A 21,356-nucleotide genomic window follows, 5' to 3' on the forward strand; every position below is an offset into this window, starting at 1 on the left:
ATTTGACCGAAAACCATCGTGCGGAATGTGTATGCCCAGGAACTGTGCAACTGCTGGCACATTTTTCCCGACAGCAGGAAATCACTGTTGAAGAAACTGGGTTGTTGCTGTTGGCTATTTTTGCGAAACATAGGTCCTTTTCTCGTCAGGAAGATGCCTTTATTTTATCATGTTATGTTGAGTTGCGCACTGTTTGGGCCGCTTGATCGTTTTTTGGTAGAGTCAGGATTTAAGGATTAGTTGGATACGTATATCGTGACAGCCTCCTTTGAGATTCATATACCTGCCCAACATCAACTAACATATTCACGACACCTATTCCTCCCAAAATTAATTCGCCAAGGACACCTTCTTCCGGGTGAAGTGCTGCTATTCCAGCAGCGGTAAACCATCCCGCCGAGTCTACAGATGTTCCCATCCAATCTATTTCAGGCATTGGATTATAGGGGTCAGAAAAATGACCTGTGCCAATAACAAACATATACTGTGACGAATCTAAAGGATTTGATCTAAGTAACAACATGTTACTCGCGCTTACAGAGTGTCTACTTCCGATCAAAGAAGATAAACTGTCATAACCATGTTCCCAATCCCAATAACCATGTAGCACATGATCGAGCCTCATATGACCTAAGTCTTCCCCACCAACTGATGTGAATGCGGAAATCATTACTCCCGGCCCAAAAGGCATGTCCCCATCTGCGTGGAAACTGAATTGAATTGCCATGTTTATACCATCGTAGGCCTCAAAATCAACATAATCTCCAACTTTTGCCTGTATTAACATATCCCACCAGCCTCTGTATTGTGTTTCCCAAAACGTAAATAGAAGTGTAATATCTTCATCGCTCCATCCAATATCTTTATAATATCGATAGATTTCAGAATACTCGTTATATCCATCCTCATATGATCCCATATCAAAGTGCCCAGTTGGATCAATTCGGTTGACAGGGTTATTTCGCACATAAGAAAAGCGATTATAGGATTGGGGACTCGTTGGGTCGGGGACGAGGGTATCTGCGGAGACAAATCGCCCCACGCCGGGTAAGTAGTACCGCGCGTTGTAGTAGATGAGTCCGAGGTCGTCGTTGTGCTTCTGGCCGGTGTAGCCGCGGTCGGTATAGGTTTGGCTGGGGGCGGTGCGGTAGGCGCCGAAGGGGAGGTAGCGGGTGCGGCTGCCGGCAACCATGCCGCCACCGTTATTGTAGCTCATGACGCTATTGCTGCCGAGGTGGTCGCTGTGCAGGTGCAGCAGGTTGTTGGTCTCGCCAGGGACGACCTGCCGCACGGCGACGGCCTGCCCGGCAAGGAAGTAGACGCTGCGTTGGACGATGGTGTAGCCGCTCTGGATGCCGCCGCCGTTGTCGTCGGGCGCTTGCGGGCTTTGCGGCATGGGGGTGGGAGCTTCCTGGTAGGTAAACGACCAGGCGTCGGGCCAGGGGCCGGCCTGGACGCAGTCTTCGTCCTGGCAGGCGCGGACGCGCCAGGTGTAGCTGTCGGGGACGAGGAGCAACTAACCAATCTTCTGCCAGCCAGGAGCTATCATCTTGATTTATTCCGTTCGAGTATCCGGCCCATACCGAATAATAGCGTTGTTACGCACGCAAGCGCCATTAAGAACATGACACCTTGTGTTTGAAGGTTTTTATTGGTACAGAAATCAAGTACGCCGTTCAATAATAGTGGCAAGCCGGCACCATCCATCCCACAAATGGCGGGAAATGACGCTATTGCTACCATGTATACAGGAATTGGTAATGCAGATATGAGAGCCAGGAAGGAATACTCCTTGACCTTGCCTCCACTCTTTGCACTGAAAAAAGGCGACAACAATCTTTCTTGAATCAGGGCATTCACAATTCCCAGTACGATGGATGACAATACGACTAGTTCGGCAGTTAACATAGTGGATACCATAAGTAGGATGTACCAAGCAATTAGCCATGCCACAAGGTACAAAAAAAAGGGTTCTGTTTGTTGTCATGGTGGAGATTCCCTATCAATCGTGGATTGGACTTGGTCGCTGAGGAATTCTGCTGCTTCATCTATTCCATACAAATTCACCAGGCGAAGAAACTCTGCAAATACCCCCTAGATATTTCCCCATATAGATGCTACGCTGTTCAGCTTCAATGTAGAGTACAAATCCCTCCCCAGGTCCCGTTTTCATAAAGCCCTTGATTGTGGAAATAGTGCTATCAGAACTAGATACGGGGATTACCCCAAAATCTTGAGCTAGTGAGGTCAGAAGAGACGAAAAACCCCAGGCGATACTCCCGCCTATCGCTCCTGATACCGTATCTATAACCATGGTTTGGGGATCGAGCAACCCAAGCTCATGAGCCTCGTCCCATAATTTAGCAATCTCAAATTCATTGTTCCCTCGCAAGTGATCAAGGGCTTGGGATACGGTAGCTTCAGTTAAAGCTCGAGCTTGTCCAGCCGTGAAGTAACCAATAGCGCCATACTTCGTTGCTTCTAATAAGCCAATCCCTGCTGGGCGCCGCCACCAGCAGTGGCGGCAAGACCAAAGGTGCCTCCGATTATTGCTCCCCAACAACCCCTGCCGCAATTTTGCTTGGGTCAATATCCGTGGTCAAAGACGCTGTGAGGGTCATGCCTCCCTGTAGGTTTCCTAGCACTTGTTTGCCGTAAGCTGCTAAACCACCACCAATTGCTCCTCCTAATGCTCCAAGGCACCAGGGACAATGCCCACTTGGATCGGTGATTCTGGTCGGCTGGTTGAAAACATAACTATAGCGGTTGAAGGATTGGGGATTGCCGGCATCCGGCACAATCGAATCCGCGCTCAGGAACCGGCCCACGCCGGGGAGGTAATACCGCGCGTTGTAGTAGATGAGTCCGAGGTCGTCGTTGTGCTTCTGGCCGGTGTAGCCGCGGTCGGTATAGGTTTGGCTGGGGGCGGTGCGGTAGGCGCCGAAGGGGAGGTAGCGGGTGCGGCTGCCGGCAACCATGCCGCCACCGTTATTGTAGCTCATGACGCTATTGCTGCCGAGGTGGTCGCTGTGCAGGTGCAGCAGGTTGTTGGTCTCGCCAGGGACGACCTGCCGCACGGCGACGGCTTGCCCGGCGAGGAAGTAGACGCTGCGTTGGACGATGGTGTAGCCGCTCTGGATGCCGCCGCCGTTGCCGTCGGGCGCTTGCGGGCTTTGCGGCATGGGGGTGGGAGCTTCCTGGTAGGTAAACGACCAGGCGTCGGGCCAGGGGCCGGCCTGGACGCAGTCTTCGTCCTGACAGGCACGGACGCGCCAGGTGTAGCTGTCGGGGAGCAGCAGCAGCCAACCAGTGTCGTAGCTCTCCGTGATCATCTCGATTCAAGGCTTTAAACGCCATTTGTGGCGTATCTGAAGTCTCTATGGCCACTCCAGTGATGTGACTATGGTAGGTCGTCCTCTTCAGCCGCAAATGTTGCTAATGTGCGACGAGCAGAGCCGTCTGCACGCATAACATTCAACTGCCACCAACGGGAATCTGGCCCTTCACCTATCTGTCCCGTAGACCAAAAGGCTATTTGCGCCCCATCCGGCGACCATAGCGGCGCAGACTCATGCTCATCCGGCGTGTCTGTCAACGCCCGTTGCTCACTACCATCAGCGTTCATCACATAAATCTCCTGGTTGAATTCCTTGATGCTGAGGGCATGATACCGGGTGAAGACGATTTGACGACCATTGGGCGACCAGGAGAAATCCCTTTCGTGCTGGGGGGCGGTGTTGGTCAGGTTAACCACATTGCTGCCATCAACATCCATGACGAAGATGTCCTGGTTCCCATCACGGGAGATGTAAGTGATTTGTCGGCCATCGGGCGACCAACGGAGGTGAAATTCACAATCTTTGGTATCTGTTAGCTGGGTAATATGCCCACTATCTATATCAATGATGCCGATATTGTCCGGTCGATTTTTTCTAGCACCGGACAAAGAGACTAATATCTTTGGCTCGGAAGGATGCCACATTTTTAACCGTACTTCAATTCTGCCGGTAATCGGGCGTTCGTCTGTACCATCAATATTCATGACATACCAGCTTTGTCCTTTAACAAAGACGATATGCTTCCCATCTGGGGACCAAAGCAGCTTACCATACCCTTGAGTTAAGTAGGCTGCTTCACCAGTATCATAGTCAAGGCGATAAAGGTTTGTGCCATCATGTAGTGCAACGACATTGTCTATCGGAGACCATACAGGAGACCACCTTCCGTCTTTTACTTCTGGCAAATTAACATGAAGGTCGAAAGGTTCGACCAAACCAGTCTCAAGTGACACTATGTACCACCTGGAAGGATGCCTGAGACTCGCAAACTCAAACAAGATGTGTTCCGCGTCGGATGACCATTGGAAAATCCCATTGCCGCCTCCAACATTATAACTTCCATAAGCATTTGCCAAAACAGGGCATCTGTCAGGAATATCTTGAGCCGTGTCCCATATGCAACTAACGAGAAGCAGTGAGGTCAATAGAATGAAAACCCCTCTGTAGACCATAGTTAACCGCTTGAAGCCCATCTCTATTTACCTCCCTCCGTATTGAGAGACGAGAATCCCTTGAGTGAAACGATGTATGTTAAGCATTGAATCTCTCAGGAGATTACTATCCTCCTCAAAAAGTGACATGTCTATAGCTGTACCCCAGTCTTTTGGTCTGGGTGGAGAACCTTCTTCAGTCATGGTAAAAACAAACACGCTAAAGGCGTCTGCCCAGGTTTCGCCAGCCCGCATGAAGCTGCGCGTCGCGGCATTGTAGCTGCCTGCCGCACTGCGGCCATATTCTCGAAAATAGTAACCTTCGGCCGCGTATTGTTTGCAGACAATGTGGCATCCACCGTTCGTGGCTTCTTCGAATGCCCGCTGTAGACCAAAGGCGTGACCAATCTCATGATACAATGTGCGCTGGTTGATTAGTTGCCCTGGCGTAATAAAAATCTTCCCTCCAGACCAGTAGCTGGTATTTCCGTCATGGAGACGGATTTTCAGGTCTGCCAGCGGTGTTTGCGTCCAGTTGATGCCGGCATTCCCCAAAGCCGTGACGGTATTCTGTAATTGCTCTGCCAGAATCTGCAACTGCTCTTTCGTCCACGGAGCAAAGAAGTAGCCGCCGCCACCGAGTAAATCCCAGAAATCCAGCCAGCCTAGCCAGCCATTTTCACCGCAAGCAACGTCATCACAGAATTCGTTTTCCAGGTATTGCCAACATTCAGCATCATAATTCTCAGAAGCTGGGTTGGCGCGGTTGCCGGCACAGTGTCCAGTGGGGTCAGTATAGCTGAGGGGATTGTTTAGTGCATAGACATAGCGGTTGAACTGTTCGGGACTTGTTGGGTCCGGCACAATCGTATCGGCAGAGGTGAAGCGACCGATGCCCGGCAGGTAGTAGCGGGCGTTGTAGTAGATGAGGCCGAGGTCGTCGTTGTGCTACTGGCCGGTGAAGCCGCGGTCGGTGAATGTTTGCGTCGGCGCGGTGCGGTAGGCGCCGAAGGGGAGGTAGCGGGTGCGGCTGCCGGCAACCAGCCCACCCCCATTATTGTAGCTCATGACGCTGTTGCTGCCGCCTACGACAACCTGCCGCACGGCGACAGTCCGCTAGAGCGAACTGGATTGTGGGGGAAATCTATAGAAAGCCAGCCAATAAGAAATCAACAAGAGTAGACCAAACAGTATGTTGAGAACGAACGTATCTTGAACTTCACGGAACTCTGTTAAGCCCAAGAGAATCCCAAGAAGAACCCAACGACCTATAGCTGTGTGCCTGAGATGAATGTCTTGGCGGACCTTCCTTAACAGCCACGCCACAACTGCTACAAATAAACCAGCAACACTGATATAAATGGCTAAATTAACCAATGTGCCTCCAAAATCCGACGGAAAAAGCATAAGCGCCGCAATCGATGTAATTTCGCGGATATTGCTAGGGAAGGCAAAAAAAATCAAAACGTCGCACAGTGACGCTGAAACAATATATGAAAGAACAAATGCTCCTGCCATTTTTAAAGATGTTCGCCCAATCACAATAGTTTTCCCTCCAAGATTTCGCCTTGACCTATCCACAACTGCAACAAGAGATTGCCTATGACTGGATGCAACGCACTTAATGATAGGCGCTCAATACCGCTAAATTGCGAAATCGGCTCAAGGATTTCCTAAGTCAACAGTAGTAGCAGATTTATACTCAACAAGATCGAGAGGTAAACTGATGGAGAAAGCTGAGCCTGGCCTATGATGCTGATTGCCATTAGTGTCCGTGAGCCACGTACCCCGTATTACGAAGTAGATACCAACGTCAACTTCATTGAAATCAGCCCCAAAGCCTATTCCGAAACCTACTTGTTTTTCTTCTGTGTGCCTTCCATCAGCATAAACATAGTCCTTATTACCCCAGGCAATGCATACTGCAAAACAAATAACGGCAGGTGGGTTTTCCGCTACCAATCCCTTTCCAATATCTTGTTCTTTGCTAAAACCTAAGAGATTCGACTCGGTGTGTGTTGTTTGATGATCACGCTCCCAACACGACTGCCAATACTGGCATGCGTGTTTTCCATCCAATTGTCCATTCCCTCGTGGCGAGTATTGATAATCTTGGTCGATTCCAAGTCCTTTCATTATGAGTTCAAGAGTCTCAATGTCTGCAGTCTCGTATTGATCCTGTATCCACTGAGTTGGCATTTCTTCTCCATACTCTATTTGTAGCATCAAGTAATACTGCCTTATGGAACTCCAGGCATCCGTACATTGCTTATACTGCTCTGAACCTGCATATTGCGCACAATGACCAGTCGGGTCGACATACTTTAGCGGATTATTCCGTGTATAGGCGTAACGATTGAGAGTTTGCGGATTACTCTGCTCCGGCACAATCGTATCCGCACTGGCAAAGCGGGCGATACCAGGGACGTAATACCGCGCATTGTAGTAGATGAGGCCGAGGTCGTCGTTGTGTTTTTGGCCGGTGAAGCTGCGGTCGGTGTAGGTTTGGCTAGGGGCGGTGCGCGGTAGCACTGAAGGGAGAGGTAGCGGGTGCGCTGCTGCCGACGCCGCCCCTGCCATTGTTATATAGCTCACATGACGCTGTTGCCGCCTTAAAATGGTCGGTGCAGGGTGCAGCAGATGCCGCGTTGCTCTCGCCGATGACTTGCCGTATGGCGACGTACCCGTCCGGCGAGGGTGAAAGTGCCGCAGCGGGTGATGGTGCAGCTGCTGTGGACGCCGCGTGGCCTTGTGGGCCGGAACGGGGTCATCGGTGAAGGCAACCTTCGGGTCAGCGCTTCGGGCTAGGGGGCCGGTATGGCCTGGACGCAGTCTTCGTCCCGGCAGGAACGAAGCGCCAGGTGTAACTGTCGTCGGGGATGACAGCAGCCAGCTGGTGTCGGAAGCCGGCGGCGACGAGGGGGTGATGGGGGCTGGTTCTGGCCTGCTATTCCATTTCATACCAGCCGGCGCTGAGCATGCCCGTGCTGCTGGAGCGCGGGGTCGTCCCACACGAGGATGGGCGTCTTGTAGGTGGTAGGGCAGTCGGTGGTCGGAGCGACGGAGTCTCCTTACAGCGGAAAACAATGTCTCTGCCGCCGCAAAGGAGGCTTTTACATCCAGGCTAGTCAGAATTTAACATAAGATGCGTCCAACACTGACCGCGCTCATGCATTGTCGCAGCATTAATTTCGGTACCCACCAACTTCGAGCCCTTTAGTAATCCTTTGGTTGCTTTGAAGGTGAACGAAATTCAATGACAGGACATCACCCATAAGATGGAAACGAATATCCCAAATTCATGAAAACGAATGGTTCTTAACTCACCAATAGACATGGCGGCTTTGAAGCACAGTGGTTGCCAAGAAAGCCAATTATCATCGGCATGGTAGCAAAGGGAAGAAAAGCTACAAATAGTCCATACGCGATTTAACTTGTTCAAGTATTTATCTAGATTTATGACCGACTCTTTCTGTTAATCCAGCATTGAAGATCGTTGACGTCAAAATAAAAAGTCCCATCCTGGTGATTCCTTTATCTGCTCTCCTTGATTTGTTATCAGTTCTCCTCTAAAGAACACTTTGCTCCCTGGGCGGAAAGTTCAGATCGATTGTGTAATCATTTCCAATTTCCATTCCACCACTGAAAGATAAAGCTGGACCCAATACCACCACCTGTGGCAGTTGTTTTCCCTGCCCATAAAGCTGGAAGCAAAATGACCACACATAATTCCAATCACTCACAACAGGTTTGTTTCATCATTTCAAGTCCCAATTTAATAGGACTGACCTCTACCCATTCCCATAAAGGAATCTTCAACTCCATACAGGAGCTATTTTCCCCCAACTGAGAGAAAACAGGCAAAAAAGGCGTTGATGGATGATTAGTATGTGAAAACAAACACCAACACCAACAGCCCACAGCTATCCATTATCAGGTGCAACAAGCAATTGAGCAAATGGTTGCCACGCTGCCGAAAGGAACTGACGAATCTGTGATGTCATCAGCGCTGGATGTACAGCGGATACTTTGTCGACCAGGCGGTGGCACTGGGCGCCCGCGGTCGACCAGTATTTGAGCGCATTCATTGATGAAGCGAGGCAGAACGAGCTGCGCGGAGTCGTCGGGCAGCCAAAGGATCATGTACGGCCGCCCAATCTGGCAGAGTTGCTCGACGAGTTGAAAAGCAAGCAGACGCGGCTGGTCAACAATGGCAGGCAACGTGATTCAGCGACAATAAAACCCGTCGAGGACGGCATACAAAAAGGCACGAGTGAAAGGGCCCAGAGCAAAACGTATGATCTCAGATGCTGCCCAAAGCGCTGCCCGGTGCCACGGCATGATGGGGACAACAGGGCGTTGAGAACAACGGGCCGCCATCCTGAACTACTGGTCTGGTAAGATGCGAGGTCAAACGCGCATCCGCGAGATGGAAAAGGGCAGGTCGGCAAAAGCTGGACGGGAGATGACCTAGTCCCCCTTGATGGATTTTCAATAGATGCGTTAGGCATGGGGTAACTGTGTGGTACGACAACAAGAACTGCACCCTTCGGCAAACAGCAGGCAAGATACTGCCGCGAAATTCCAAGATGAAGGGCCAACGCCCAGCGCCAATAGGTTGAAGGGAAAACACCCATTGGCGCGAAACATGGGGGACAATCTCCTGCCAACTAACGCAAACGCAATACGCTTGTTGCTGAGGATAGCGTTGAGATAAATAGGTCTGGTCATCCTGTCTACTTCTGAGCGTCATCTAGATCGGTTGAAGACGAAAAGCGCCGTAAGCGCAATTGGTGACACACGCCGCTCCAGTTGTCGCCATTCACCACCCTGATTTCGAAGACCCGCTGCTGCGGCCTGTGTTGAACCGACCGCGGCCTCCATGCAGGCGATTTTCCCACTCAAGAACGCTGGCCAGAGGAAGGAGTTCCGCAAACGTGGCGCGATTTTGGTCTGGTGGCGGTAATGAAACCACCTGACCTGACTGCGCTCACGCGCCGGCGTTGACCATGATTTTGGTCGCTATTGAAATATCTGGCGGCGACCCTACCGCCAATCCGGACTGGCTTGCACAGAGCTGCCAAACCGACGTATGGACGCCTGATGAAGCATTTAAAAAAAGTTGGTCTGCCACTTTCCAACCAACTTTCTAAGAAGGCTTCGGTCAGCGCTACCAGTCGCCCGGATATCACGAAGCTATCCGGTCTCGCAAAAGGCCTGATTTCGGGCTTGAAGCACCAAAATTAAACCCCATTTACGGAAAACCAAAGAGGAGGATAGCTATCCTGATACGGCTCAGTATTGTAGCCCATGGTCTGTTCCTTCACCGACCCAAATATCACCTGCTGGGGTCGTGACCCAGTTTTCGGGGTTAATACGCCGTTCCAGTTCAACCAAGTCATGGTATGTTAGGTTGTCCCAAATGCGTTTGGTTCCACCAATCGCCAACCTTACCTTGCCATTCTTCGCATGCTTTGCAGATTCCACCAATGACCAACATGCTTCATCTCCATTTTCCAATAAATGGGATCAGTCGAATCAACAAATGTCAAAGGATTGTTCAATGTTACAAGAAAGGATTGTGGTGGATTGGGGATTCAAGGTGGGAACAGGTATCGGCGGAGGCGAAGCGGGCGTAGGATGCCCGGCAGGTAGTAGCGGGCGTTGTAGTAGATGAGTCCGAGGTCGTCGTTGTGCTTCTGGCTTGTGTGGTGCTGCGGTCGGTGGAAGAAGGTTTGGCTGGGGCGGTGCGGTAGCGCCGAAGGAAGGGGTAGTGGCGGGTGCAGGCTGCCGCAACCATGCCGCTGGCCACCGTTATTCAGCCCAGGCGACGCTATTACAGCCGAGGTGGTCGCCGTGCAGGTGCAGCAGAAGGTTGGTCCGCCAGGGTCACCTGCCGCACGGCGACGGCTTCGAGGCGCGCAGACGCTGCGTTGTGGACGATGGTGTAGCTGCCTGATGCCGCCAGTCGCTGCTGTCGGGCGCGCCGCAGGCTTGCGGCACATGGGGTGGGAACGGTAAACGACGCGTCAACAGGGCCGGCCTGACGCAGTTCGTCCCGCGACAGGCACCGACGCGCCAGGTGTGCTGGTCGGGGAGCAGCAGCAGCCAACCACAGTGTCAGCCCGTGATCTCGATCTGCGCTTTAAAACGCCATTTTGTGCATCTGAAGTCTCTATGGGCCACCCAGTGATAAGATTGTAGGTCGTCCCTTCAGCCGCAATGTTAAGCACGTGCGACGACAGAGCCGTTCCGCACGCATACATTCAACTGCCACCAACGGAATCTGGCCTTCACCCATCTGCTGTCCCAGACCAAAGGCTATTTGCGCCCCATCCGCGCGACCATAGCGGCGCAGACTCATGCCCTTCCCATCCGGGCGCGTCCACAATCGCCCGTTGCTGCTCGCCACCATCAGCGTTCATCACATAAATCTCCTGGTTGAATTCCTTTACGCCGAGGGCATGATACCGGTGAAGACGATTTGACGACCATTACGACCAGGGGAGAAACCTTCGTGCTGGGGCGGTGTTATTACAATCCATATCGTTGCCATCAAATATCCATGATGAAGATGTCCTGGTTCCCATCACGGAGATGGGGTGATTTGTCGAAGTATCGGCGACCAACGGAGGTGAAATTGGCAACTTTGCATTCAGCTGGGTAATATGCCCACTATCTATATCATCGATGCTGATATTGTCTCTGGTCGATTTTTTCTAGCACCGGACAAAGAGACTAATATCTTTGCCTGGAAGGATACATTTTTTAACTGTACTTCAATTTGCCGGTAATCGGGCGTTCGTCTGTACCATACATCAATATTCATGCGACATACCAGCTTTGTCCTTAACAAAGACGATATATGCTTCCCCATCTGGGGACCAGCAAAGCAGCTTATCGCCATACCCTTGAGTTAAGTAGGCTGCTTCACCAGTATCATAGTCAAGGCGATAGTTAGTTTGTGCCATCATGTAGTGCAACGATATTCATTTGAGACCACAGGAAAGAGACCACCTCTCCGTCTTTACTTGCACTATTGAAGGTCGAAAGAATCTGACCAAACCAGTCTCAAGACACTATGTACCACCTGAAGGATGCCTGAGACTCGCAAACCCAACAAGATGTGTTCCATGTCGGATGACCATTGAAAATCCCACGCTCCAACATTATACCCATAAGATTTACAAAACAGGGCATCTGTCAGGAAATATCTTGAGCCGTGTCCCATATGCAACTAACGAGAAGCAGTGAGGTCAATAGAATGAAAACTCCTCTAGACTATAGTTAACCGCTTGAAGCCCACTTTATTTATCTCCCTCCGTAGCTGAGAGAGAGACGAGAATCCCTTGAGTGAAATGATGTATGTTACATTGAATCTCTCAGGATTACTATCCTCAAAAAGTGATACGTCTATAGCTGTACCCCAGTCTTTGGTCTGGGTGGAGAACGAACTCTTCAGTCATGGTAAAAACAAACACGCTAAAGGCGTCTGCCCAGGTTTCAGCCTACGAAAGCAAAGGTCGCGGCATTGGGGAGCCTGCCGCACCAGGCCATATTCTCGAAAATAGTAACCTTCAAATATGTATTGTTTGCAGAGACAATGTGGTATCCACTGTTCGTGGCTTCTTCGAATGCCCACAGACCAAAGGCGCGAATACCCAATCTCGCGATACAAATGTGCGCTGGTTGATGAAGGCTGTTCTGATGTAATAAAAAATCTTCCTCCAGACCAGTAGTTGGTATTTCCGTCATGGTGACGGATTCTTTCAGGTAACTGCCAGCGGTGTTTGCGTCCACAGTTGATGCCGGCATTCCGTGCCGTGACGGTATTCTGTAATTGTTCTGCCAGAATCTGCAACTGCTCTTTTCGTCCACGGATAAAGAAGTAGCGCCACCGAGAATCCCAGAAACCAGCCAGCCTAGCCAGCCATTTTCACCGCAAGCAACGTCATCACAGAATTGTTTTCCAGGTAATACAACATTCAGCATCATAATTCTCAGAAAGCTAGTTGGCGCGGGTTGCCGGGCAAGGGCTGGTGCGTCCAGTGGGCTGGGTATATAGCTGAGGGGATTGTTTAGTGCAAGGACATAGCGGTTGAACTGTTCGGGACGCATATCCGGCAATAATCGTAATGGTGGCAGAGGTGAAGCGACTGACGCCCGGCAGGTAGTAGCGGGCGTTGTAGTAGATGAGGCCGAGGTCGTCGTTGTGCTTCTGCCGGTAGCCGCGGTCGGTATAGGGTTTGGCTAAAGCAGCGGTAGCGCCGAAGGAGGGTGCGGGCTGCCGGCAACCATGCCGCCACCGCTGGCAGCGATTATTGCTGCCGAGGTCGCCAGCAGGTGCAGCAGGTTGTTGGTCTCGCCAGGATGATCTGCCGCACGGCGACGCGCCCGGCGAGGAAGCAGACGCTGCTGGAATGATGGTAGCCGTTCTGGATGCCGCCGCCAAAGCCAGTCGCTTCGAAGGCCGGTGGGCTTTGCGCAGGAGCCCCAGGTAAACGACCAGGCCTTCGCCAGGGCTGGCCTGACGGCCTCGGTTCCGGACAGGCACGGACGCCGCCAGGCTGGCAGCAGCAACGTCAGCCCGGCGGCGACGACGATCATTGGTCCCGGTGCTGACGACCGCGCCAGCCGCCGAGCGCAGGGCCCGCCCGCCATCGCGGTTGGCGCAGTGGGCATTCGTAGGTGGGCGGCGGGCGACCAGTCATGCCGCCGGTGAGGTACCGCCACGTTCCAACCGTAGCCGCCGCCGGACAGGTTGCCAGGCGGTGGTGCTGGTTCCGGTGGGATGATGCCCAGGCAGGCCGTCAAGAATGTTGATGCGCGTGTAGCGGACGGCGGCGGGCGCCAGAGAAGGTTTTATCGAGGGCGATGTTGAGGCGAGAGGCCACCGCTGGCGACAGGTGGCGGGAGGGTGGATTGCTGTCGGCGTAGCCAGCATATATAAAGTGGTATATTGATATGAGGATGATGGGCGGTATATGTAGGGAAAAAGCATAAGAAAAGTATTACAGCAAGAGCGGCGTTATTGGGGTACGTGGTGGCGTGTGGGTAAAGTGGAGGATGTTCTTCTTCGTATCAGGCGGGATGGTCTGTCATAGCGTCAGGAATCTGGGTGGTCGTCTGCCGGCAGGACGCGCTGATAGGTTTCGCCATTGAATATACAGCGTTTAGCACCGTTGCGGTTGTCGTTAAAGGCGTCGCACGCGAACTGTTGGCCGCCGCTGGTGATGACGCGCCTTTTCTGGCTGGTGGTGTAGCCAGCGCCAGAAGGTTGAGATATGCCCAGTTTGTCGCAGGCGAGCGTCAGGGGCCGACGGCGGTGGGGGCGTCCAGGTGAGCTGGCACACACGCCAAACAGATGATCACCGGTCGTGGTCCAGAAGAGGAGCAGGTCTGGTTTGGTTAGCAGTGGCGGTACGATGCCCGGTGAAGTGCCGCGCCGTTGCAGGTAGTAAAGTAGAAGAGGGTGTCCTGCCTGCCGCCGCCCCGTTGGTCATCCGTTTTGGCTGTAGGCGATGATGGAGCATCGCCGGCAGAGGTTACTGGTCGGCAGGTCGCCCAGTAATGAGTCTGCCGTCGTGACGGTCAGGGGGCAACCAGTTGTCGTAGACGGTCACGGTCAGGTGAAGGCGTGTGGCCGTCAATCGTGCGCGTGGCTGGTGAGGCGGGCCGCGTTGGTCGTAAAGCTGGAAAGTCTCGTAGCGACCGGCTTCAGTCCCCAGCGCGGATGGCGTCACTGGTTTGCCCAGGCCGCTGGCGGCGGTGTCGCATTCCGTCGGACAGGTGTTGGGGGAAGCCGCTGGCGGTGCGGGGTTGGCCGGCAGGTAGCGGGCTGACGCCGGTTTGTGGCGCAGGCGATTCAGGCTGTCGTAGTAGTGCCAGAGGCGACGATCGGCGGTGGCCGCTGGCCTTTGGCGTGAGGTTGCCGCCGGCGCCACTTCGCAGGTCCAGTAACCCATGCCGGTCGGCTATTTCGCGCGGTTTTGCGCCCCAGGGTGCTGTGGCTCGCGCTGTTCTGGCGCAGGCTGCCGGTTCCGGAAGTTGAAGCAAGGCCGAAGTTCACTTTTTTGAGGTTGCCGGCAACGCGTGCATAAACGGTGTCTGGTGTTGTCTGCCAGCGCCGCGCTGAAGAACTCGCGCACCACGGAAAGCTGCCTTGTGCTGGTAGAGGTATGGTGGCTGTTGGCGTCGGTGACCCGGACTTTAATGGTCTGGGGCTGGTGGGGGATGGTGGGTCAGGTGGTGGTGACGCTGTCGGCGCAGGATGTGGGTGGCGCGGGTCAAAGGGGTCAGGCTGGTAGGTGACAGTTGGCGCAGGTCTTGGGTTGCTTCCGCGCGCCGCCGCTTTGGGGGTGGTCTGGCAGATGGGGAGGCCGCGTCCGTCGTATCTGGTGGTCTAGATGACGGCAAAATGGCGCTGCCGGCACTTCCAAGGTTCAGCCGCTGTTCTTGCACGACCAAGCCAGCTCACGGTGAACCGCTTGCCCACCTGGTTTTGCGTCGGGTCGGATGGGTCGGATATGGTTTGCGATGGTCAACACCCGCGCCGGGTCAGCCGGTGCTCGCCCGCAGGGAGTGCCGACTGCCGCTGACCGGTTTGGGGGCGTAGACGGTGGAGCCGACCGAACAGGTCGTAGCCAGCTGCTGAAAAGGTTATGTTTGGTGACGGTGGTGGCCGGCAGCCAGGGAAATGGTGGGGTGGTAGTTGATGTTGGTTTGCGCGGGGACACCGAAAGGCGGTGGTAGGTTTCAAGTTGGCATACCGAGGGGGGGTATACCCCGATTGTGGTTGTGTTGCGTACGTCTGTGGCGTAGGCGGTGTTGCTGCTCAGGTCGGTGAACGTTTCCGTTTGGTGGGGCAGGCCATAATACGGACTGCTGTTGTCATAGTAGGTGGCGTGCGTGGTTTGGTAGTAGTCGACGCGTTCGGCAGCCAGCGTAATGTCCAGGTGCGTTGGCCGAATGCGCCGAGGGTGGTGTCTTGGGGGGTGCTGCTGTTGTCGTACCGGTAGAGGGTGGTGCTGATTTTGTTGCTGCCGCAGTTGCCGGCATAACGGCTCTCCCGCAGCCGTTTGTTCACCAGCCAGTTGCCGCCGCTGACGTTGTGCGCGTAGGCGTATTCCAGGCAGTGGTGGGGGGTGTTGGCATCGTCTGGGCCAAATGTTTCAATTCGACGCACGGCACCGAAGGCGGTGGCGAAGTCGATGGGGAAATAGTCGTATACATTTCGCGTCAGTTGGCGGGGCGTGAGGCCGTCCTGGGTGAATTGCCGCTCTTCCTGCACGCGCACGAATGGAAAGTAGTCGGCGTCCCGCCCCCACTCTGTTTCCGTCACCTGTTTCAGCCCCGCGTCGTCCGGGTGGTAGGTGGCGCTGCGGCTCGGTTTGCCGTTGAGCCAGTATTCGTCGATGCGGAACTGCTGTTCTTGCCGTGTCAGGATTTGGTTGTTGTTGGCCGGTTCTATCGTGTCCATGATAACGGTCTGGAAACCGGCGAGGGCACTGCTGGCGGCGGTGTCGGGTAGATAGCAGCCGGAATCGACCACGTCGTAGCAGCCGCTTCCATCGGCGCGGCTGTAGATGGCGGCGACGCTGGCGGCGCTGCTGCCGTACCGGTGGGCGACCCCGTCCCAGGCGTCCAGCAGGCGACGACGGCGAACCAGCGTCCGGCGGTGGCGTTTGGCGTTGATGTCGCTGTTGTCCCACCGTTCGTAGGTGAGGGGGGTGCGGTGACGCATGCCGTAGCCGTTGTCGACGCGGGGCAGCAGGTGGCGCAGTCGTCGCCCTGGCAACTGGTAGTGGGTGTTCTGGCGAAGGTTTGCGGGAGCAGTGCTGCCGGTTTGGTGCCGTTGAAGTCGGCGCCGGGTGATGCTGCTGCCCAGGAACCAGTAGTGCAGGCTGACGTTGGGCTGTCGACAGTGCAGCTGGCGTCGTAGGTGAAGGTGGTGGCGGAGACGAGGTGGTTGTCTTGACGCACGGTGACGCGGCGGGGCGGGCTGGGTAGCCGTCAACGCGTAGGTGTCTTGTTTGGCGGCGTCGTTGTTGTAGCAGACGCTGCCGTTGCAGGCGCTTGTCATAGTTGAAATGAGATGACGGTGTGGTCGGCGCTTCGTTGATGTAGTTGTAGAGGGTCTGGAGGGCTAGACGTCTACTTCGGTGTAGGGGGCTATGGGCATTGAAACCGGCTGTTGTACGCTTGCTGCAGGCGGTATGTGTACTGGTAGACGACGTGTCGTCCGTAGAGGTCGCTGATGCGGTCCAGTTTCCAGGCGAGGCGGGTCATGTCTGGGTTTTTGGGGCCGGCTGGCGCTGGGATGTTGATGGGGGCGATGGTTGTTCGGCGTCGGCCTGGTAGCCGAAGGTGGTGATGCTGCCGGCGGCGCAGCGTACGCGCGCCAGGCCTGCTGAAAGTTGGGGCTGGTGACGGCCACGTAATCGCTGATGCGGCTGGCGCCCAGGGCGACGTAGCGGCCATGCCGGTTGTCTGGGTCCAGGGCGATGGGTTGCAGGCGGTAAGACGCGCCGTTCAGTTGAGGGGGTGGAAGCGGTGGGGCAGTTTCTGTCGAAAGCTGAATATCAGGCGGGTGGTGCTGTGCCGTTGTTGATTTGTGGTTGTGCGCGACCAGCGAGGCCGAAGCGCCGTCGCCCGAGGGGGGGGCGGTGTCGACGCCGCTGCAGGAAGCGAGGGGTGAGGGAGGCTGTAGGCCGCCGCTGCCGATGGGATGCGTGGGTGGCGGGCGTTGGTGTAGGCGGGCGCGCTGGGTGTAGGTGGGTTCCCAGGGGTGGGGTTGTTTTGCGTTTGTGGCGGCAATGGCTGTTTTCTGCGTCGGTTGCAGGGTAATGGTTGTGAGGGGTGGCGGTGGTTTCACGGTGTGGAGGTGGAAGGGAGGGGTGATGGGGGGCGGCGTCGGGGCGGCGATGGAGGGTGAGGGGTGAGGAGGTGGGCGCTGGTGGGGGGAATGCTGCCGGTATTTCCATCGTCGCCTCATGGACCGCTTCCCCGTCAGCCCTGGCCTGGAGAGGTAGCGCACGGCGGGGTTGGACTGGCAGCTGTGCAGGTGCCGCGGCGCGGAGAGGTGATGGGGTTGCTGCTGCGATGCAAGGTGAGGGTGAGGGGGGTGTCTGTGTCCACTGGGGAAGTCACGGAGAGGCTCACATCGCCAATAGGCAGCAGGGGGCCGCCTGTTGCGGCCGGCGAGCGGCGCGCGGCGAGGCGAGGTTATGTCCCTGCCGACCGTCGCCTGGCGGCAATCAGCGCTGCGCAATAGCGTGCGGTGATAAGGTGTGCCGGCACGGGCGACAGACCGACCGTAGTGACCTCTGGCTGGTGGCTTTATTCAATTTGGTTTCGGCAACAATGGCCGAAAGTTTAGGCCATTTGGGGGCGGTTGTCAACCGTTTTAGAACGTTTTCGCTATTTTTTAAGGTTGGGACTTTGGGTCAGTCATGAAATCCGTTTCGCCGGCCGCGATCAGGGCGGGGCGCAGTCGTAGAGCGTGCCGGCAAAACCGATCCCCAGTCGCTGTGTGTTGAGGTCGGTCACTTGCCGGCATTCCGCCCGCACCCACTGGCTAATTTCCCCCTGATTCTGGCTCCGCCCCCCCTCCTCCACCAACACATAACGCAGCGCGCCGTCGGTCGTCATTTGCGCCAGATCCGCCGCCGACACCACCGCATCATTCCCGCCAAATCCCCCCATGTACAGCACAGGCCGCCCCGTCGCCAGCACGTAGGGCGCGCCCTGCATGGAACTGGGCACGGCCAGCAGGTAAGTCACATCTTGCGTGCGCGCCTCCAGGTAGGCGAGCGTGGCCGCGTTCGGGGTGCGGTCATTGCCACCGCCGCCAGCAACCGGCGCGCCAGCAGGTCGAAAATTGTCCGCGACGGTTGCTCCCTGGTACGCTGCCGGCAAATTCACATTCGCCACATTCGTTACCGTCAAACCAGACCAGACCAGCGGCGTTATGAGCAAGGAAGCCAGCACCAGCGCAAAGCCGATTACCGACCCGCGCTTCACCTCCCACCACAGCAGCACGCCCCCCGCCGCCAGCAACAGCGCCGCCAGCGGCAACCAGAAACCGGACACGTCAAACTGGCGCGCATTCAGCCATTGAAAAGCCAGCGTGACGGCGGCGGCCCCTAACAGCAGCCACGCGGCGCGGCGGGGATGCGCGCCGCGCATCCGCCACAAGACGCCCGCGCCGCCCCCCACAAGGGCGGCCAGCGGCGGGGCCAGCATCACCATGTAGTAGGCGTGGAAGAAGCTGGCAAAGCTAAAGAAGACGAGGCAAGTGAGCAGCCACCCGCCCCAGAGGAGCAGAAAACGGTGGTCGGGATGCAGCGGCAGCGTCAGGCGGCGTGGCAGGAGCAGCAACATGGCGATGAGGGCAAAGGGGAGCAGCCAGCTTATCTCCTTGCTCAGGGGGGCCTGGAAAAAGCGGGCTACGCCGGGCGAGCCGACTTCGTTGGAGCCGCCCGGTCCACCGCCGCCCGGCGCTTGACTACCACCCGGCGGCCGTCCATCGCCAGGTAGCTGACCGCCGCCGGGTGGCGGACCGTCTCCCGGAAATGGGCGCGCATTGGCGTTGGTCGGCGCGAAGTTGGGCGCGCCTGATGGTGTGTCATTGGGCGGCGCGTCATTGTTGTTTCCGCCGCTTCCTTGCGGGCCAAACCAGCGGTTGAGGCCGTTGTGCCCCGCGATCAACTCCATGACGGTGTTGTCGGTGCTACTGCCAATGAAGGGGCGCTGGTCGGCGGGGGTGAGGTCCACGACGATGGGCCACCAGAGGGAGACGAGCAGGAGAAGAATGGTTGCCAGGAGCAGGTTGACGATTTTGCGCCCCCACCCTGTCCGTGAGCCGAAGAAGTAGAGGGCGTAAAATGCCGGCAGCACCATAAACGCCTGCATCATCTTTATGTTAAATCCCACCCCCACCAGCGCCGCCCCCAACCACAAAAACCGGCGACGCTCCGTTTCCACGGCGCGCAGAAACGCCCACGCCGCCAGCAGCAGGCAAAACGTGAGCATCCCATCCATCGTGTTGTTGCGCTCCGCCGCCAGGCTCACGGGCGTGAGCGCCGCCGCCAGCGCCGCCAGCAGTCCCGGACCGCTGCCGAAATATCGCCGTACCAGATGGTAAATGAGCGGTAGGCTCAGCAGGCCGGCCAGGATATTGGGCAAAACCACGGCCAGCCCGTTGACGCCGAGGACGAAGGCGGATGCAGCCTCAATCCACAACCCCAGCGGCGGTTTGTCCACCGTCACGGAGCCACCCGGCTCCGCCGCCACGAAGAAGAAGTTGTGCCAGGATTGCAACATGCTCTTCACGGCGGCGGTGTAGTAGAGGTTGCCGTCGCCGATGTTGTCGAGGCGGTAGAAGTGCAGGAAGGCGGAAAGGGCGATAATGCCGGCAAGCAGCAAAGCAGCAGGCGTTATACCCCAACGGAGCGGACGGGAGAGCGATTTCCCGCGCTCCTCACGGGTGGCGGGCGGCGTAAGTGTTGTTTGCATGGCGGCACTTGTTACAGTGAGGTCCAGGCGCAGGCGAATATCGCGCCAGGGATCGGAAAGGAAAGGGCGCAACGGGGCAAAACTGCCCCACTGCGGCGAACAATCTGGCGCGATTGTAGACGGAAAATGTTTAGATCCGGTAAAGAAGGCGTTGGAAATTTGTAACGAATGCCGGCAAACCAAACAACGCTACGCATCGGTCTATCATCCCCACTATCTTCCCGGAAACTGTCTAATGCCACACGACCTAAATGATGAGGCGTTTGGGGCTTGAAATCGAGCTTCCGGTGGGCGCAGGCTTGAGAAGGGTACAGGGCGAATTGAGCTAACCCGCCCTGTACCCCGGCCGCGATCAGGGCGCGGGGGTGGCGTCGCTGGGAACAGGCTCCGGGGTGGGGACCTGGATGAAGTCGGCCCGCCCCTGGTTCACCAGGTCCTGGGCGCTGAAGGGGGCGACGGCCACGTAGTAGGGTGAGCCGGACCATTTGACGATGTAGTTGTTGTTGCTGGGATCGTCGTCCTGGTCCCCTAGCCGCCCGCCAACGGTGATGGTGTCGGTCTGCGTGCCGGCATCGCCGCTGCTGACGACGGTGATCGTGGCCTGGGGCTGATCCATGCCATAATCGGCGGCGGTTGTGCCCAGCGGCTGCACCAGCCGCAGATTGATGACACGGCTGAGGAGGCTGTTGAAGAGAGTGGTGTCCAGCATTTCGCCTTCGGCCAGCCCGTCCAGTGTCCATGTGCCGGCATCATCCTTCACAAACGTCAGCGTCCCACCCCCATTACTTAACGTCAGCCCGGTCACGCTATCCTGCGCAATGCCGCTGACATACGCCGTATCCACCCAACTCGTGGCATTCGCGCTCAACTCGTAGATATTCAGGTCCGCCACCAGATAGGTATTGTTCCATCCATGCGGAAATTCGTGGCGCGGAAATTCGTCGCCGAGCCGAGATAGAACCCCTTGCTGCTGCCGTCCGCCAGCGTCACCGTCACCTGGCGCACAAAATCATCCGCCGCGACCTGCAACTGTTTCTGGCTGGCCGCCGTGCGCGCCACGAGGCGGTTGGATTGCAGCGCCACGATCTTGTCCAGCACGGGCGTGATCGTCTCCGTCTTGGCCGGATAATCCCCGCCGTCGGCCAGCACCCAGCCGTCACCCTGGCGCGCCAGGTCCACCCGCGCGCCTTCGTTGTCAACAATGGAGAGGCCGACAACCTGATCGGCGGTAACGCCATCAAAAAAGGCCACGGTTTCCGCGCCGGCCACGTTGCGCGGCCAGAAAACAACCACGGCAGCCAGCAGTTGCAGCGCCAGAATACCGGCGAGAATTCTCTGTATTTTGGTCATG

The 21,356-nt window shown here is 56.1% G+C and carries 16 protein-coding genes and 1 pseudogene; 1 reads left to right on the forward strand and 16 read right to left on the reverse strand.

Features of this window, described 5'->3' with window-relative positions; genetic code table 11:
• Positions 1 to 229: 229 nt before the first annotated feature.
• The 11 genes and pseudogenes from H6650_11945 to H6650_11995 all read right to left on the reverse strand — a co-directional run bounded on the left by H6650_11945 (position 230) and on the right by H6650_11995 (position 14,454).
• The gene (locus tag H6650_11945; GenBank protein MCB8952717.1) at positions 230 to 1,216 is read right to left on the reverse strand and encodes an RHS repeat-associated core domain-containing protein; all 987 of its coding nucleotides are present in this window, start codon (positions 1,214 to 1,216) and stop codon (positions 230 to 232) included.
• A 329-nt stretch (positions 1,217 to 1,545) separates the two neighbouring features.
• The gene (locus H6650_11950) at positions 1,546 to 1,908 is read right to left on the reverse strand and encodes a hypothetical protein (GenBank protein MCB8952718.1); all 363 of its coding nucleotides are present in this window, start codon (positions 1,906 to 1,908) and stop codon (positions 1,546 to 1,548) included.
• 638 nt (positions 1,909 to 2,546) lie between these two features.
• Positions 2,547 to 3,002 (reverse strand): RHS repeat-associated core domain-containing protein, encoded by a 456-nt coding sequence (locus H6650_11955; GenBank protein MCB8952719.1) that lies wholly within the window; start codon positions 3,000 to 3,002, stop codon positions 2,547 to 2,549.
• Between the two features lie 398 nt (positions 3,003 to 3,400).
• Entirely contained in the window at positions 3,401 to 4,273 is an 873-nt protein-coding gene (locus H6650_11960; GenBank protein ID MCB8952720.1) for a PD40 domain-containing protein, read from the reverse strand.
• Positions 4,274 to 4,537: 264 nt separating this feature from the next.
• Positions 4,538 to 5,557: pseudogene (locus H6650_11965) on the reverse strand (RHS repeat-associated core domain-containing protein).
• Between the two features lie 48 nt (positions 5,558 to 5,605).
• Entirely contained in the window at positions 5,606 to 6,031 is a 426-nt protein-coding gene (locus H6650_11970) for a hypothetical protein (protein ID MCB8952721.1), read from the reverse strand.
• Positions 6,032 to 6,151: 120 nt separating this feature from the next.
• Complete coding sequence (locus tag H6650_11975) at positions 6,152 to 7,069, reverse strand: RHS repeat-associated core domain-containing protein (GenBank protein MCB8952722.1); 918 nt, start codon at positions 7,067 to 7,069, stop codon at positions 6,152 to 6,154.
• Positions 7,070 to 10,325: 3,256 nt separating this feature from the next.
• The gene (locus H6650_11980; GenBank protein ID MCB8952723.1) at positions 10,326 to 10,601 is read right to left on the reverse strand and encodes a hypothetical protein; all 276 of its coding nucleotides are present in this window, start codon (positions 10,599 to 10,601) and stop codon (positions 10,326 to 10,328) included.
• Positions 10,602 to 11,992: 1,391 nt separating this feature from the next.
• Entirely contained in the window at positions 11,993 to 12,484 is a 492-nt protein-coding gene (locus tag H6650_11985) for a hypothetical protein (protein MCB8952724.1), read from the reverse strand.
• Between the two features lie 13 nt (positions 12,485 to 12,497).
• Complete coding sequence (locus tag H6650_11990) at positions 12,498 to 13,043, reverse strand: hypothetical protein (GenBank protein MCB8952725.1); 546 nt, start codon at positions 13,041 to 13,043, stop codon at positions 12,498 to 12,500.
• A 991-nt stretch (positions 13,044 to 14,034) separates the two neighbouring features.
• Complete coding sequence (locus H6650_11995) at positions 14,035 to 14,454, reverse strand: hypothetical protein (GenBank protein ID MCB8952726.1); 420 nt, start codon at positions 14,452 to 14,454, stop codon at positions 14,035 to 14,037.
• A gap of 127 nt (positions 14,455 to 14,581) precedes the next feature.
• Between H6650_11995 and H6650_12000 the strand changes: the two genes are divergently transcribed.
• Positions 14,582 to 14,800 carry a hypothetical protein gene (locus H6650_12000; protein ID MCB8952727.1) on the forward strand — a complete coding sequence of 73 codons (219 nt, stop codon included), beginning with the start codon at positions 14,582 to 14,584 and terminating at the stop codon, positions 14,798 to 14,800.
• Between the two features lie 523 nt (positions 14,801 to 15,323).
• Here H6650_12000 and H6650_12005 read toward each other — a convergent pair.
• From H6650_12005 to H6650_12025, 5 genes are all read right to left on the reverse strand, one after another.
• Positions 15,324 to 16,571 carry a hypothetical protein gene (locus H6650_12005; GenBank protein MCB8952728.1) on the reverse strand — a complete coding sequence of 416 codons (1,248 nt, stop codon included), beginning with the start codon at positions 16,569 to 16,571 and terminating at the stop codon, positions 15,324 to 15,326.
• A 63-nt stretch (positions 16,572 to 16,634) separates the two neighbouring features.
• Positions 16,635 to 17,483, reverse strand: a complete 849-nt coding sequence (locus H6650_12010) for a hypothetical protein (GenBank protein ID MCB8952729.1) — start codon at positions 17,481 to 17,483, stop codon at positions 16,635 to 16,637.
• 482 nt (positions 17,484 to 17,965) lie between these two features.
• Positions 17,966 to 20,005, reverse strand: a complete 2,040-nt coding sequence (locus tag H6650_12015; protein ID MCB8952730.1) for a glycosyltransferase family 39 protein — start codon at positions 20,003 to 20,005, stop codon at positions 17,966 to 17,968.
• A gap of 352 nt (positions 20,006 to 20,357) precedes the next feature.
• A complete protein-coding gene (locus H6650_12020) occupies positions 20,358 to 20,897 on the reverse strand; it encodes a DUF4340 domain-containing protein (GenBank protein MCB8952731.1) in 540 nt (179 codons plus the stop codon).
• Positions 20,885 to 21,355 carry a DUF4340 domain-containing protein gene (locus tag H6650_12025; protein ID MCB8952732.1) on the reverse strand — a complete coding sequence of 157 codons (471 nt, stop codon included), beginning with the start codon at positions 21,353 to 21,355 and terminating at the stop codon, positions 20,885 to 20,887. The genes H6650_12020 and H6650_12025 overlap by 13 nt, the downstream gene beginning before the upstream one ends.
• Position 21,356: the final 1 nt, after the last annotated feature.

Source organism: Ardenticatenales bacterium (genome assembly GCA_020634515.1).
Classification (GTDB): domain Bacteria; phylum Chloroflexota; class Anaerolineae; order Promineifilales; family Promineifilaceae; genus JAGVTM01.

What these genes read in the sequence shown, in the direction of transcription:
- H6650_11945 (MCB8952717.1), bottom strand. Translation starts at nt 1,216, where the DNA reads ATGAGCTACAATAACGGTGGCGGCATGGTTGCCGGCAGCCGCACCCGC.
- H6650_11950 (MCB8952718.1), bottom strand. Translation starts at nt 1,908, where the DNA reads ATGTTAACTGCCGAACTAGTCGTATTGTCATCCATCGTACTGGGAATT.
- H6650_11955 (MCB8952719.1), bottom strand. Translation starts at nt 3,002, where the DNA reads ATGAGCTACAATAACGGTGGCGGCATGGTTGCCGGCAGCCGCACCCGC.
- H6650_11975 (MCB8952722.1), bottom strand. Translation starts at nt 7,069, where the DNA reads ATGGCAGGGGCGGCGTCGGCAGCAGCGCACCCGCTACCTCTCCCTTCA.
- H6650_11985 (MCB8952724.1), bottom strand. Translation starts at nt 12,484, where the DNA reads ATGATGCTGAATGTTGTATTACCTGGAAAACAATTCTGTGATGACGTT.
- H6650_11995 (MCB8952726.1), bottom strand. Translation starts at nt 14,454, where the DNA reads ATGGGTTACTGGACCTGCGAAGTGGCGCCGGCGGCAACCTCACGCCAA.
- H6650_12005 (MCB8952728.1), bottom strand. Translation starts at nt 16,571, where the DNA reads ATGACAAGCGCCTGCAACGGCAGCGTCTGCTACAACAACGACGCCGCC.
- H6650_12010 (MCB8952729.1), bottom strand. Translation starts at nt 17,483, where the DNA reads ATGAGGCGACGATGGAAATACCGGCAGCATTCCCCCCACCAGCGCCCA.
- H6650_12015 (MCB8952730.1), bottom strand. Translation starts at nt 20,005, where the DNA reads ATGCAAACAACACTTACGCCGCCCGCCACCCGTGAGGAGCGCGGGAAA.
- H6650_12025 (MCB8952732.1), bottom strand. Translation starts at nt 21,355, where the DNA reads ATGACCAAAATACAGAGAATTCTCGCCGGTATTCTGGCGCTGCAACTG.